Origin of the sequence: Amycolatopsis sp. NPDC058340 (assembly GCF_042723975.1) — a bacterium.
In the GTDB taxonomy this organism is placed as follows: domain Bacteria; phylum Actinomycetota; class Actinomycetes; order Mycobacteriales; family Pseudonocardiaceae; genus Amycolatopsis.
Genome location: NZ_JBHXIB010000071.1, coordinates 22,975 through 37,040, shown reverse-complemented (window position 1 = coordinate 37,040; position 14,066 = coordinate 22,975). Strand labels below are relative to the sequence as shown.

Sequence of the window (14,066 nt, the reverse complement as noted above, 5' to 3'; positions counted from 1 at the left end):
AACGCCTCATGCGCGAGGCCCCGTTCCTGCTCATCGGCGAAGGCACCAGCGAAATCCAGAAGACCATCATCAGCCGCGGCCTGCTCCGCGAATACAAGTCCCGCTCCTGAAGGAGCTGAAGGACGCTTTCACCGCGTCTCATGCGGTGAAAGCTCCCTTCGCCGCTCCATCCATGCCCCCGCCGCCACCCTCAACGGAGACGCTGCGCGCCCAGCCTGGATCTACGCGGTGAAGGCGTCCTTCAGCTCACGTTCGCGCCTTTCGCCCGTCCTTGAGAAGATGGACCAGGACGGGCGAGAGGTGATTACGTGAGTGCTCCCTTTGGCGGAAGCGGCCGGGCCGCCGGTGGGCTGCCCAGGCTGCCGACACCGCCTACCGGCTGGCCGATCGGTTCCTACGCGACGTACGGCGAAGCCCAGCAAGCCGTCGGCTTCCTCGCGGAGAAGGAGTTCGGGGTCTCCGACGTGACCATCGTCGGTGTCGACCTGATGCTCGTCGAGCGCGTCGTCGGCAGGCTGAGCTGGGGCCGGGTGCTGGGCACCGGCGCGGTGTCCGGCGCGTGGTTCGGCCTGATCATCGGGCTGCTGCTCGGCATGTTCAACAACCAGGGTTTCGCCTGGCAGCCCATGATCGGCGGGCTCGTGCTCGGCATCCTGGCGTGGACGGTCTTCGCGGCGATCAGCTACAGCATGTCCCGCCGCGACTTCTCCTCCGCGAGCCAATTGGTCGCCGGCCGCTACGACGTGTTGTGCCAGCCGCGTTCGGCCGAACAGGGCCGTGAGCTGCTCGCCCAGCTGGCGTTGGGCGGCCGCCCCACCGGATGACATTCGGCGGTACTCGTTCACCTGTTCGTCGTGCGGTCCGCTGAATCGTTACCGATACTGCTTGCGGGCGGTGATCGCCCGGAATAGGTTGCACAACACCAGTCGGGCGGTCGCGTACTCCAGCGTGTCCGCCCGAGCACTAGCACGTCGGGGTGCTGGCGCGCGGGCTTCTCCAACGCGTCCTAGTGCCGCCGTTCCCCAGGCGTGCGCGGGTGAGGAGGCCTCATGGGGAAGAGGATGAGCGCGAGCCGGAGGGGCCGCTCACCAGGCCGCACCGGCTCGCTACTCGGCGCGACAGCGCTGACGGTCGGCCTGCTGGCGGGCTGCGGTTCGGATGCCGGACTGAAGATCAACGTCTACTACGCGCCCGAAGACAATTTCCAGTCCGTTGTGGACGATTGCACCAAGGCTTCGGGCGGGCGGTACGAGGTCGTCTACAACAAGCTCCCGCGACCGGCCGACGGCCAGCGGGAACAGATGGTGCGCCGCCTGGCCGCCGGGGACGATTCGCTCGACGTACTGGGGCTGGACGTCACGTGGGTCTCGGAGTTCGCCGAGGCGGGCTGGATCGACGAATGGACGGGCGAGGCCAAGGCGGAGGCGACCGAGGGTGTCCTGCCAGGACCGCTCGAAACCGCCACGTGGAACGGAAAACTCTACGCGGCGACCAAGAACACCAACGTCCAGTTGCTCTGGTACGACGACCGGCTGACGCCGACGCCGCCGAAGACCTGGGACGAGATGATCCAGCAGGCGCAGGCGCTCAAGGCGCAGGGCAAACCGGCGAACGTCGTGTTCACCGGCGCGCAATACGAGGGCCTCGTCGTCATCTACAACACGCTCGTCGAGTCCGCGGGCGGCAAGATCCTTTCCGACGACGGTAAATCGGTCGTGATGGACGCGGGCGCGGTCAAGGCGCTGGAGATGCTCAAGAAGGTCACCACGGCCGGGATCACCGACCCGTCGCTGACCAACTCGAAGGAGGACGAGGTCCGCCAGTCCTTCCAACGCGGCAACGCCGCCTTCGAGTTGAACTGGCCGTTCGTCTACGCCTCCTACGCCAAGGAGAAGAAGGACGAGCTGAAGCACTTCAAGTGGACCACCTATCCGCAGTTCGAGGCGGGTAAGCCCGCCAAGACCACGATCGGTGGCTACAACCTGGCGGTCAGCTCGACCTCGAAGCACAAGGCAGAGGCCACCGAGGTCGCGCTGTGCCTGCGCAGCGCGAAGAACCAGAAGTTCTCCGCGCTCAAGGACGGCGTCCCGCCGACGATCGAATCGCTCTACACGGACACGCTGCCGCTCGACGCGACGGCGCCGCAGAGCGACGACAACCCGAGTATGGAAACGAAGTACCCGATGCGGGAGACGATCCTGGACGCGCTCAAGGACGCGGCGGTCCGCCCGCTGACCCCGGCGTACCAGAACGCTTCGACGGTGTTGTCGAAGGTGCTTTCCCCGCCTTCCGAAATCGATCCGCAGAAAACGGCGGAGCAGCTGAAGGAACAGCTCGCCGACGCGCTCCAGTCGAAGGGAGTGATCCCGTGACCGTGCAGGAGACCGCCGGTTCGGCGACCGCGAGCAAACCGGGCAAGAAGGCGAAACCCGTTCTCAGCGAAGGAAAGAAGGCCGAGCGCAGGCTCGGGCTGTGGCTGTGTGCCCCGGCGGCGATCGTGATGATCGCGGTCACCGGGTACCCGATCGTCTACTCGATCTGGCTCTCCCTGCAGCGCTACGACCTCAGGTTCCCGGCGCAGCAGGAGTTCGTCGGCCTCGACAACTACATCGCGGTGCTGTCCAACGGTTACTGGTGGACGGCGTTCGGGACGACGATGGGGTTGACCATCGTTTCGGTGGTGATCGAGTTCGTCCTCGGTATGGGCCTGGCGCTGATCATGCACCGGACGCTCGTCGGCCGGGGCCTCGTGCGGACGGTCGCCCTGATCCCGTACGGCATCGTGACCGTGGTCGCCGCGTTCTCCTGGTACTACGCCTGGACGCCGGACACGGGTTACCTCGCCAACCTGTTCTTCCCGGACAGCGCGCCGCTGACCGAATACTGGCCTTCGCTGGCGATCATCGTGCTGGCCGAGGTGTGGAAGACGACGCCGTTCATGGCGCTGCTGCTGATGGCGGGGCTGGCGCTGGTCCCGGACGACCTGCTGAAGGCCGCGTCGATGGACGGTGCCACGGCGTGGCAGCGGTTCACCAAGGTGATGCTGCCGGTGATGAAGCCGGCGATCCTGGTGGCGCTGCTGTTCCGCACGCTGGACGCGTTCCGCATCTTCGACAACATCTTCGTGCTCACCAACGGCGCGCAGGACACGTCGTCGGTGTCGATGCAGACCTACAACAACCTGGTCAAGGGGTTGAACCTCGGGATCGGGTCGACGATGGCGGTGCTGATCTTCATCACGGTGGCGATCATCGCGTTCATCTTCATCAAGGTGTTCGGCACGGCCGCGCCTGGTAGCGACAACGGGGGTAAGCGCTGATGGCGATCGGTGGAGCGGTCACTCCCGGCCGCAAGTTCAAATGGGGTCTCGTCGACATCCTCGTGCTGGTGTTCGCGCTGTTCCCGGTGCTCTGGGTGGTCTCGCTTTCGTTCAAGACCAAGGAGACCTTGGACGACGGGAACTTCATCCCGTCGGAATGGACGTGGCAGAACTACGCGGACATCTTCGAGACCACGGAGTTCATCAGGGCGCTGGTGAACTCGATCGGGATCGCGATCATCGCGACGGTGATCGCGGTCGTCCTCGGCACGATGGCGGCGTACGCGATCGCGCGGCTGGACTTCCCCGGCAAGCAGGTGCTGGTCGGGATGTCGCTGCTGATCGCGATGTTCCCGCAGGTCTCGCTGGTGACGCCGCTGTTCAACATCGAACGTGAGCTGGGGTTGTTCGACACGTGGCCGGGGCTGATCCTGCCCTACATCACGTTCGCGCTGCCGCTGTCGATCTACACGCTTTCCGCGTTCTTCCGGGAAATCCCGTGGGAGCTGGAAAAGGCGGCGAAGATGGACGGCGCGACGCCGGCGCAGGCGTTCCGGAAGGTGATCGCGCCCCTGGCGGCACCGGGGGTGTTCACCACCGCGATCCTGGTGTTCATCTTCTGCTGGAACGACTTCCTGTTCGCGATCTCGCTGACCTCGACGGAGGCCTCGCGCACGGTCCCGGCGGCGTTGTCGTTCTTCACCGGGTCCTCGCAGTTCGAAGACCCGACCGGGACGATCTCCGCGGCCGCCGTGGTGATCACCGTCCCGATCATCCTGTTCGTGTTGTTCTTCCAGCGTCGCATCGTGGCGGGGCTGACGTCCGGTGCGGTGAAGGGCTGACCCATGGCTGAAATCGTTCTCGAAAAAGTGTCCAAGAAGTACCCCGACGGCGCCCTCGCGGTGTCCGAAGTGGACATCACGATCGCCGACGGTGAGTTCATCATCCTGGTCGGCCCGTCCGGCTGCGGGAAGTCCACGACCCTGAACATGGTCGCGGGCCTGGAGGACATCTCCTCCGGCGAGCTGCGTATCGACGGACAGCGCGTCAACGAGAAGGCGCCGAAGGACCGGGACATCGCGATGGTGTTCCAGTCCTACGCGCTGTACCCGCATATGAGCGTGCGGGAGAACATGGCGTTCCCGTTGCGGCTGGCCAAGGTCGACGACCGGACGGTGCGGGCCAAGGTCGAGGAGGCGGCGCAGATCCTCGATCTGACCGGGCATCTCGACCGCAAGCCGGCGAACCTCTCCGGCGGGCAGCGGCAGCGTGTCGCGATGGGCCGCGCGATCGTCCGCAACCCCAAGGCGTTCCTGATGGACGAGCCACTGTCCAACTTGGACGCCAAACTCCGCGGCCAGATGCGGACCTCGGTGTCGAAGATCCAGAAACAGCTGGGCACGACGACGCTCTACGTCACGCACGACCAGACCGAGGCGATGACCCTCGGCGACCGGGTCGTCGTGCTCCGGGCGGGCTACGTGCAGCAGATCGGGTCGCCGCAGTTCCTCTACGACAACCCGGCGAACCTGTTCGTGGCCGGCTTCATCGGCAGCCCGTCGATGAACTTCGTGCCCGCCACCCTGGAGAACGGGACCGCCCGCAGTGCGCTGGGCGACATCCCGCTCACCGACCGGGTGCGGCAGCTGGTCGAAGCCGCCGACGCGCCGCGCGAGGTCATCGTCGGTATCAGGCCGGAGCATTTCGAGGACGCCGCGCTGGTGGACGCCGCCGCCCGTCAGGGTGCGACGTTCACCGCCCACGTCGACGTCCTCGAGTCGATGGGTTCGGAGAAGTTCGCGCACTTCTCGGTCGAAGGGGAGGCCGCGTCGTCGTCCGACCTCGCGGATCTCGCCGCCGACAGCGGTTCCTCGGACGTTCCGGGCTCCGAGTCGCAGATCGTCGCCCGCCTCTCGGCGGCCTCTTCCGCGGCGGAGAACCAGAACGTCGAGCTGTGGTTCGACGCGGACAAGATCAAGCTGTTCGACGGGGCCAGCGGCAAGAACCTGACCTACACCGACTAGGTCGCCTCCGTGAAGGCCCCCTTCCCTCGGCTCAGCCGAGGGAAGGGGGCCTTCACGCGCAACACGTGCGCTAGGCGTAACTCACGTGATTGGGGGCGTATCTCGCGTGATTGAAGCCGTAACTCGCGTGTCTCGAGGCGGAAGACTCGGTGCGGTCCGGCCTCGGTCGTGTTCGCCGCCCAATCACGCGAGTTCCGCCCCCAATCACGTGAGTTCCGCCTCCAATCACGTGAGTTCGCTGTCCGATCACGCGTGTGCGCCATTCACGCGCTTCCCCACCTTCGGCGGTTTACGTCTCTTGGGGTGATCGGGAATCCTGCCGGTACCGAGAGAAGGGCGCCTGCCTTGCCGAAGAAGCTGACCCGCCGTCTCCTGCAGGGCCTCGTCGGAGCGGTTCTCATCACCACGCTCGCTCCGGCCGTCGCGTGGGCCGAACCCCCACAGGCACTGCCGTCGAACGCGACCGAGGCCGACCGCACCTGGCAGCCCGCGTTCGACTACGACACCGACGGCTGCTACCCGACCCCCGCGATCTCGCCCACCGGCGCGGTGGCCACCGGACTCAAGAACTCCGGAGCCCTCAACGGTCAGTGCCGCGACCGGTCGGATCTCGACAACACCAACTCCTACGCCCGGTCGAAGTGCAACAACGGCTGGTGCGCCCACCTCTACGACCTGTACTTCGAGAAGGACCAAGCCGTCCCGCTCATCGACTGCTGCGGGCATCGGCACGACATCGAACATGTCGTCGTCTGGGTCAACGAGGGCCAAGCCCGGTACGTCTCGACGTCCGCGCACGGCAACTACTCGACTTACGACCGCTCGAAGGTCTCCTGGGAGGGGACCCACCCGAAGATCGTCTATCACAAGGACGGCGCGAGCACCCACTGCTTCCGCATCGCGAGCGCGACCGAGCCGCCGGAGAACCACTACAACGCCTGGCAGTACCCGGACCTCGTCAGCTGGGACGGGTTCCCGCCCGGTGTCCGTGACACGCTCGTCCGCGCCGACTTCGGCAGCGCGAGCCTGGCGATCAAGGACGGCTCGTTCGAGTACAACCTGGGGAAGGCCAAACCGGCGGGCATCCCCTTCGATCCCAACGCTTGATCAGTACTCGCTCTCGGGAAGGGCGAGCCACAGCACGAGATAGACGATGAACTGCGGGCCGGGCAGCAGGCAGGACAGCACGGCGAGCAGGCGGACCTTGCCCCGCGTGGTGCCGAAACGTTTGGCGAGACCGGCGCAGACGCCGCCGATCATGCGGCCCTGGCGCGGTCGGGTCAGGCGGGCGGCTACGGGGTTCGTCACGGGTCTTCCCTCTCTGTCATCACTGTGTGTGAAACCCATTTTCGTCGTGCGGCGGCCCGGCCGCATCCCACCGCGGAACGAAACGCACCCCTAAGGGCGTGAAATCGAGGTAAAGCACCCACCTGGGAAAACGTGGCGAGCCCTGTGTTGTTCGCCCGTAGGGGGTGGTGTTTCCGGATCTTTTGACGATACTGCTCCGGTGCCCCCGAAGAGACTGAGCGCAGTACTCTGCGGCCTGTTCCTCGCCGCGGCCTGTGCCACGCCGGAACCGGCGGTGACGCCTTCGCCGACCACGGCGGGCGACGAGGCCTTGACCGCTTCCGAGGCGCTCGGCGAATACTCGTCGCTCGATTACTGCAGCCTTGTCGACCAGCGGAAAGTGATCGGCGGCGGAAACGCGGTCAAACCGCCGTTGACCTCTTTCGAGTTCTGCCGCCTCGAATTCGTCGAAGGCGCGAATCGCTACACCGTGACCACCGGCCCGATCACTTCCGGGCAGGATCCGAACAATCAGCCGTACGAATACGCCGGGCCGCTGCCGGAAGGCATCAGCGTCCAGCAGTCGACGTTCAACGAGGACACCGCCTGCACGCGGCTGCTCACCTTCGCCGACGGGATCCGGCTGTCCATCACCGTCACCTCCGACGACAAGGCCCCGGCCGACCAGGCCGACCGCTGCCGGACCGCCGACGCGACGGTCGGCAGCGCGGCCGGGGTGATCGCCGCGCGCAAGGTCGGGCGGCTGACCCTGGACCAGCGCTCGTGGGGCCGCGTCGCCCCGTGCGCGCTGCTCGACCAGCACGAACTCGACGCCGCCGCCGGGGCGGAGACCAAACCGGCCCCGGCGCTGTCCGGGCACAACTGCATCCGCGGCAAGGTCAGCTTCTCGCTGTCCGTCGGCGCGGACACCACGCCGGGCGCGACTGAGGCGCTGGGCGGGCGGCAGGCCCAGGTCACCACTTCCGGCGCGTTCTGCCAGGTGACCACGCACCGGCCGATCCCGGGCACCCCGGATCGGGTCGAACAGGCGTCGCTTTCCGTGGTCGGTGTCGACGGGGCGGCGGAGGACGCCACCTGCGCGGCGGCACGGGAGGTCGCCGCCGCCGTCTTCCCGAAGCTCCCCTGACGCATTTCGTCCTCTGGATGCGGTCCTTGCGCGTGCAACTACCGCATCCAGAGGACGAAACGCGTGGTCCCCGCCCCAGGCCGCGTGCCCGAAGGCGTGACTCGCGTGATCCGGGGCGTGACTCGCGTGATCGGAGGCGTAACTCGCGGGACGCCGGGTTCGGCGCGTGGCGTCCGCCTGGACACGCGAGTTACGCCCTCAAGCACGCGAGTTACGGCCCCAATCACGTGTGTTCCGCCTCCAAGCACGCGAAGTCGCCGCATTCAGAGGACGAAACGCGGGGTCAGCAGCGCAGCTTGGGCAGGCGGAAGGAGCACATGACTTCTTCCAGTGCCTCGACGTCCAGTGGCGGATGTGGCAGCGGGGTCGCGCGGCCGGGTTCGGCGCGCAGGCCGTCCAGCAGCATCGCGAGGCACCGGCGCCACAGGTCCGGCTGGATACCGTGCGTGAACTCGATAACGGAGCCGATCATCTGGTGCAGCAGCGGCATGTCCGTGGGCACGATGTCCGCGCGCAGGACGCCCGCCGCCTGAGCGCGTTCGACGAGCTGTGTGATCAACGGCACCATGCGCGATTTCGCCTCGGCGACGCGCTCCTGGCCGAAGACGTTCGACAGCATGACTTCCCGTAACCCGCGGTCACCGGCGTGCAGTTCGGCCGCCCGCCAGGTGAAGTCCGCGAAGCCTTCCCACGGGTCTTCGGCGCGAAGCGCTTCTTCGGCGAACTCGCGGATCGTCTCGAACTGGTCGACGAACATCGCCTCGACCAGGTGTTCCTTGCTGGGGAAGCGGCGATAGACGGTGCCGACGCCGACGCCGGCGTGATGCGCGACGTCGTCGAGCGTCGCTTCGAGCCCGCGCTCGCCGAAGACATCGCGTGCCGCCGCGATGATGCGTTGCCGATTGAGTTCAGCGTCGCGCCGCAGCGGCCGCGCCGGTGCGGCGGGAGCGAGGTCCCGAGCCATTCGTCCAGCTTAACAAACGAAGTAGAGGACACTTCTCCACTTCTTGTGTACCTTGGGCGCGGAAAGGGGAGATACCTACTCCACATAGCTTCTTCGTCACTATCGGTGAGGAAACCGCCCGTATGTCTGACTCATCCACCGCTGTCGCCACGCCGCCGGGGGACGCGGCCGCGCAGCACACCAACCCGCACCACGCCAGGAGATGGCTGATCCTGGTGATGATCGGGCTCGCCCAGCTGATGGTGGTGCTCGACGCCACCGTCGTGAACATCGCGCTCCCGTCGGCGCAGCAGGACCTTCAGTTCTCGAACGACGCCCGCCAATGGGTGGTCACCGCGTACGCGCTCGCGTTCGGCAGCCTGCTCCTGCTGGGCGGGCGGCTCGCGGACCTCTTCGGCCGCAAACGCGCGTTCCTCGTGGGGCTCGCCGGCTTCGCCATCGTGTCCGCGATCGGTGGCGCCGCCACCAGCATCGAAATGCTGCTCGTCGCCCGCGCGGCACAGGGTGTCTTCGGCGCGCTTCTCGCTCCGGCGGCCCTTTCGCTGCTGACCACGACGTTCACCGACCCGAAGGAACGCGGCAAGGCGTTCGGCGTGTTCGGCGCCATCGGTGGTGGCGGCGCGGCGATCGGCCTGCTGCTCGGCGGCGTGCTGACCGAGTACCTCGACTGGCGCTGGTCGATGTACGTCAACATCATCTTCGCGGTGATCGCGTTCGCCGGTTCGGCCGTGCTGCTGAAGAACTCCGAGACCGACGGCCCGCGCCCGAAGCTCGACATCCCGGGCACGATCACCGCGTCGGCCGGTCTCTTCGCGCTCGTCTACGGCTTCGCGAACGCCGAGCGTGACTCGTGGTCCTCGATCTCGGTGTGGGGTTTCCTCACCGTCGGTGTCGCGCTCCTCGCCGCGTTCGTGGTGATCCAGCAGCGGGTCTCGCATCCGCTCCTGCCGCTGCGCGTGCTGCTCGACCGCGACCGCGGTGGCTCGTACCTCGCGATGTTCCTGCTCGCCATCGGGATGTTCTCGATCTTCCTGTTCCTCACCTTCTACATCCAGCTGAACCTCCGGTTCACGCCCGTGCAGAGCGGGGTCGCGTTCCTGCCGATGGTGGCCACCCTGATGGCCAGCGCGACCTCGGCCACGGCCGTGCTGCTGCCGAAGTTCGGCGCGAAACCGTTGGTGTCACTGGGAATGCTGATCGCGGGGGCGGGGCTGTTCTGGCTTTCGGCCATCGACACCACCAGTACCTACGCGGGCGGGGTGCTGTTCCCGCTGATGGTCATGGGTGTCGGCATCGGCCTCGCCATGGCGCCCGCGATGAGCGTCGCGACCTTCGGCGTCGACACGCACGACGCGGGTGTCGCGTCGGCGGCGGTCAACACCGCGCAGCAGGTCGGCGGCTCGATCGGGACCGCGCTGCTGAGCACGCTGGCCGGTAACGCGGCGACGTCGTTCACGGCCGGGAAGGTGCCTTCGGCGCAACTCGCGGCCGAAGCCGCCGTCCACAGTTACACGACCGCTTTCGTGTGGGGCGGGTGGATCTTCGTCATCGGTGCGGTGATCTGCGGGCTGTTGCTGCGGTCGGGTGCTCCGGCGAAGGCTCCCGAAGGCGCCTCTTCGGATGCTGCACCGGTCGCGGTGCACATGTAGCCAAGTACATGAAGGCCCCCTTCCTTGCGCCTAGTACAGGAAGGGGGCCTTCATGTACCTAGGTGGGCCGCGACTGCGACCGCACGGCTTCGAAGACCTCGTCGTCCCATCGGTGCGTCCGGATCAGCCGGTACCGTTCGCAAGCCACCCACAGATACGCCTCGGCGTCCGTCCGCGCGCCGATCAGATCCGCCTGCCGCAGCATCGCCACCACCGGCACGAACTCCTCGTCGAACCACCGCTGCGCGAGCGTCGCGCGGTCCGAGTACGTGCCTTCGTCCTGCATGAGCCGGAAGCCCCACGCCTCCACGTGCTCACCGAGCCGCGCGTAGTCCCACGGATCGGTGAACACCACCGAAGCCCGCGCGTGCCCCGAAAGCGGGACGCGTTCCAGGAACAGCCGCCGGTAGTCCTTGACGATCAGGTCGCCGCGATACCGGATCCCGCTCGGGTCCAGTTTGGTCCGCACCTCGGTGACCATCGCCTCTATTGTGGACAGTCGCATCGCGTGCGCGACGGAGACGCGATGGTGCCCGTCGATGATGAAATGCAGTTCGCCGACGCGGTACACCTCGATCGGCGGGATCGATTCGCCGCGCCGGGTGGCGAGCGCCAGCCGTTCCCAGCGTTCGCGCACCCGCCCGGACGTCGGGCGGAAGCGACGATCGAAGTCACGGCCGCGGTCCACGCTGCCGACGATCGAGTCGAGCCGGATCACCCGCGCCCCGATCTTCCGCTCGCCGAGATAGCCGAGCGCGTCGACCACCTCGTGGAACGGCAGCATGATGTTGACGTCGTCCGGCTCACGGCGCAGCCAGTTCGCCAGCCGTGACAGCACCTGACGCCGTCGCGCGCGGAGGAAGTCGTGTTCCGCGTCCGCACGGGGAAAACCGGTGTCCTTCATACGAACTCCATGATCCGGTGCCCGACCACGTTGCGTACCGTGGTCCCGCCGACCACCCGGTCCGGCACGGGTTCACCGTGCGGGTGGATATGCCCGTGCAGCAACCACTTCGGCCGCAGCGACTCGATCGTGCGATGGAGACAGTCGAATCCGCGGTGCGGCGGATCCTCGCGGTCCCCGCAGTGCCGCGGCGGTGCGTGCGTGAGCAGGACATCGACGTCCCGCCCGTCCCGCCAGCGGCGGAACCGGGCCCGGCGTACCAGCCTCCTGGCACGCCGCGCCTGCTGGCGTTGCGTCCACTGGTTGGGGCCGTCGTTGTAGCGGACCGAGCCGCCGAGCCCGGCGAACCGGAGCCCGCCGACGTCGACGATCCGGCCGTCCGCGTTCACCCCGCCCGCCGGCCCAGGCCACACCGTGGGGAAACCGTCCTTCATGGACAGTCCGCCGTAGCGGGTGTAGCCGGACAGGTCGGGGTCGTGGTTGCCGGGGACGAACACACACGGCACATCGAGCGCGCTCGCGAGGAACTCGAGATAGCCGTACGGCAGGTCGCCGGCGCCGATCACGAGGTCGGCCGGGTGGTTGCGGACGGCGGACGTCCACAGCCGCTCGTCGACCTCGTCCGCGACCACCAGCGCTTTCATGCGCTCCAGGGTAAGCCCGGCGGCGCTACTTGGTGCCGTGCGCGAAGGCGGGGTCCTTGGCGATGATCGCGATCACGATGCCCAGCCAGACGAGGCAGAAGGCCAGCGCCCAGAACTTGAGGTTGGTCAGGATCCTTGGCATGGGGAACTCCAGGTACTACCGAAAGCGGGAAGAGGTCAGAGCCAGCGGTTCTTCCTGAATATTCGGTAGAGCAGGATGCAGACGCCGAAGATGACCGTCATCGCCACCGGGTAGCCGAACCGCCAATGCAGCTCCGGCATGTAGTCGAAGTTCATCCCGTAGATGCCGGCGAGCGCCGTCGGGACCGCGATGATCGCCGCCCACGCGGTGATCTTGCGCATGTCGGTGTTCTGCTGGAGCGTGATCTTCGCCAGCGTGGCGTCGACCAAGGTGGTCAGCAGCTCGTCGAAGTTCGAGACCCGTTCCGCGACGGTCGTCAAGTGGTCGGAGACGTCGCGGAAGTAGGAGCGGACCTCGTCCGGGATCAGCCGCGTGTAGCCCTCGGCGAGCCGCTGCAGCGGGGTGCCCAGCGGCATGACCGCGCGGCGCAGTTCGAGCACCTCGCGCTTCATGAAGTAGATCTGCTCGGCGCTCACCTTGGAGCGCGGCGCGAAGACGTGCGTCTCCATCTCGTCGATGTCCGACTCGATCGCGGTGGTGACGTCGAGGTAGTGGTCGACGACGTGGTCCGCGATCGCGTGCAGCACCGCGGACGGCCCGAGGTCGAGCCGCTCCGGATCCTGGTCGAGTTCGCGGCGCAGCCTCGCGAGCCCCGAGTGGTTCCCGTGCCGCACGGTGATCACGAAGTCGCGGCCGAGGAAGGCCATCAGCTCGCCGGTCTCGACGATCTCGTTCGCCGTCGCGGGCGACTCGTGCTCGACGTACCGGACGGTCTTCAGCACCATGAACAGCGTGTCGTCGTAGCGCTCCAGCTTGGGCCGCTGGTGTGCTTCGAGCGCGTCTTCGACGGCTAGTTCGTGCAGCCCGAAGGTGTCCGCGATGCCCTGGATCTGGACCGCGTCGGGCTCGTGCAGGCCGATCCAGACGAACCCGGCGTGCCGCTTGCGCACCTCTTTGATGGCCTCGGCGTGCGTCCAGCGGCCGGGCAGGCGCTTGCCGTCCACGTACACCGCGCAATCGACGACGTACGCCGAAAGGGGGACGGGCAGCGGGCGTTCGGGGACGCTCTTGGCGCGGCCGTTGCTCCGGCCGCGAAGGCCGCCGAGCGAGGGAATGGCAGGCATGGGATCTCCTGGGCAGACGTCGTGCGTTGGTGCGCGAAGACGACGGGCCAAGCGGTCGGGGGGCCGCTCGGCTAGGCCAGCGTTCCCGGTTTCGTCAGCCCTGCCAGGTGGGGATCCGGCGAGATGTGAAGGCGGAAACGCTGCGACTACTAGGAAGCGGACTATCGCCACTGGACATCGGGTTCCTCACCTCCTTCGGCTCGGCGGACGGTTACGCAGTGGTGCGGGTCGCGTTGACGACCTGACACCAATGGTCGAGGGTACTCCTCAACACGAAGGCCTGTCGTTCCAGGCTCACGCCGCGTTACTCGTGCAGGAGGAATGGGTGCAGTTCGGTCGCTATTACGAAGAGTTCGAGGTCGGTGCGGTCTACAAGCACTGGCCGGGCAAAACGGTCACCGAGTACGACGACCACCTGTTCTGCCTCATCACCATGAATCACCATCCGCTGCACCTCGACGCGCACTACGCCGAGGAGACCACCGACTTCGGCAAGAACGTCGTGGTCGGCAACTACATCTACTCGCTGCTGCTGGGGATGTCGGTGCCGGACGTGTCCGGCAAGGCGATCGCCAACCTCGAGGTCGAGTCGCTGAAACACGTGAAGCCGACCTTCCACGGTGACACCATCTACGGCGAGACCGAGGTGCTGGACAAGACGCCGTCGAAGTCGAAGGACGACCGGGGCGTCGTCTACGTCGAGACCCGCGGCTACAAGCAGGACGGCACGATCGTCTGTGTGTTCCGTCGCAAGGTCATGGTGCCGAAGCGGTCTTACGGTGACACCAGGGGCGGTGAACAGCCCGGCCGTCCCGTGCCGCACGAATGACGGGTGTCACGAACGGATTGAGGGAGCGCGTCG

The 14,066-nt window shown here is 66.9% G+C and carries 15 protein-coding genes; 10 read left to right on the top strand and 5 right to left on the bottom strand.

Going from position 1 to position 14,066, the window contains the following annotated elements:
- The 7 genes from ACFWIW_RS39295 to ACFWIW_RS39265 form a co-directional block, all read left to right on the top strand.
- Positions 1-110 (top strand): acyl-CoA dehydrogenase family protein (locus ACFWIW_RS39295; RefSeq protein WP_378373132.1); only part of this gene is annotated, 110 nt, incomplete at its 5' end.
- A 198-nt stretch (positions 111-308) separates the two neighbouring features.
- On the top strand, positions 309-824 hold the full coding sequence (locus ACFWIW_RS39290; protein ID WP_016331463.1) for a general stress protein: 516 nt from the start codon (positions 309-311) through the stop codon (positions 822-824).
- Positions 825-1,049: 225 nt separating this feature from the next.
- Positions 1,050-2,372 (top strand): ABC transporter substrate-binding protein, encoded by a 1,323-nt coding sequence (locus ACFWIW_RS39285; RefSeq protein ID WP_378373131.1) that lies wholly within the window; start codon positions 1,050-1,052, stop codon positions 2,370-2,372.
- Positions 2,369-3,319 carry a carbohydrate ABC transporter permease gene (locus ACFWIW_RS39280; protein WP_378373130.1) on the top strand — a complete coding sequence of 317 codons (951 nt, stop codon included), beginning with the start codon at positions 2,369-2,371 and terminating at the stop codon, positions 3,317-3,319. Before ACFWIW_RS39285 ends, ACFWIW_RS39280 begins: the two co-directional genes overlap by 4 nt.
- Positions 3,319-4,161: a carbohydrate ABC transporter permease gene (locus ACFWIW_RS39275; RefSeq protein WP_034313318.1), complete on the top strand. Its 843-nt coding sequence runs from the start codon at positions 3,319-3,321 to the stop codon at positions 4,159-4,161. Before ACFWIW_RS39280 ends, ACFWIW_RS39275 begins: the two co-directional genes overlap by 1 nt.
- Positions 4,162-4,164: 3 nt before the next feature.
- Positions 4,165-5,343, top strand: coding sequence for an ABC transporter ATP-binding protein (locus ACFWIW_RS39270; protein ID WP_240595522.1), 1,179 nt, complete (start codon positions 4,165-4,167; stop codon positions 5,341-5,343).
- 345 nt (positions 5,344-5,688) lie between these two features.
- Complete coding sequence (locus tag ACFWIW_RS39265) at positions 5,689-6,450, top strand: NPP1 family protein (RefSeq protein WP_378373129.1); 762 nt, start codon at positions 5,689-5,691, stop codon at positions 6,448-6,450.
- Here ACFWIW_RS39265 and ACFWIW_RS39260 read toward each other — a convergent pair whose 3' ends face one another.
- Positions 6,451-6,651: a PspC domain-containing protein gene (locus ACFWIW_RS39260; RefSeq protein ID WP_378373128.1), complete on the bottom strand. Its 201-nt coding sequence runs from the start codon at positions 6,649-6,651 to the stop codon at positions 6,451-6,453.
- A gap of 199 nt (positions 6,652-6,850) precedes the next feature.
- Between ACFWIW_RS39260 and ACFWIW_RS39255 the strand changes: the two genes are divergently transcribed.
- Complete coding sequence (locus tag ACFWIW_RS39255) at positions 6,851-7,777, top strand: hypothetical protein (protein WP_378373127.1); 927 nt, start codon at positions 6,851-6,853, stop codon at positions 7,775-7,777.
- Between the two features lie 283 nt (positions 7,778-8,060).
- Here ACFWIW_RS39255 and ACFWIW_RS39250 read toward each other — a convergent pair whose 3' ends face one another.
- The gene (locus ACFWIW_RS39250; protein WP_063271980.1) at positions 8,061-8,741 is read right to left on the bottom strand and encodes a TetR/AcrR family transcriptional regulator; all 681 of its coding nucleotides are present in this window, start codon (positions 8,739-8,741) and stop codon (positions 8,061-8,063) included.
- Between the two features lie 122 nt (positions 8,742-8,863).
- On the opposite strand from ACFWIW_RS39250, the gene ACFWIW_RS39245 reads away from it, so the two are divergent.
- Positions 8,864-10,390 carry an MFS transporter gene (locus ACFWIW_RS39245; RefSeq protein WP_378373126.1) on the top strand — a complete coding sequence of 509 codons (1,527 nt, stop codon included), beginning with the start codon at positions 8,864-8,866 and terminating at the stop codon, positions 10,388-10,390.
- 58 nt (positions 10,391-10,448) lie between these two features.
- Here the strand turns inward: ACFWIW_RS39245 and ACFWIW_RS39240 are convergent, their stop codons facing one another.
- The 3 genes from ACFWIW_RS39240 to corA form a co-directional block, all read right to left on the bottom strand.
- Positions 10,449-11,294: a chromosome partitioning protein ParB gene (locus tag ACFWIW_RS39240; protein WP_378373125.1), complete on the bottom strand. Its 846-nt coding sequence runs from the start codon at positions 11,292-11,294 to the stop codon at positions 10,449-10,451.
- Complete coding sequence (locus ACFWIW_RS39235) at positions 11,291-11,938, bottom strand: metallophosphoesterase (protein WP_378373124.1); 648 nt, start codon at positions 11,936-11,938, stop codon at positions 11,291-11,293. The genes ACFWIW_RS39240 and ACFWIW_RS39235 overlap by 4 nt, the downstream gene beginning before the upstream one ends.
- A gap of 177 nt (positions 11,939-12,115) precedes the next feature.
- The gene (corA, locus tag ACFWIW_RS39230) at positions 12,116-13,204 is read right to left on the bottom strand and encodes a magnesium/cobalt transporter CorA (protein ID WP_378373123.1); all 1,089 of its coding nucleotides are present in this window, start codon (positions 13,202-13,204) and stop codon (positions 12,116-12,118) included.
- A 250-nt stretch (positions 13,205-13,454) separates the two neighbouring features.
- Between corA and ACFWIW_RS39225 the strand changes: the two genes are divergently transcribed.
- A complete protein-coding gene (locus ACFWIW_RS39225) occupies positions 13,455-14,033 on the top strand; it encodes a MaoC family dehydratase (protein WP_016331476.1) in 579 nt (192 codons plus the stop codon).
- Positions 14,034-14,066: the final 33 nt, after the last annotated feature.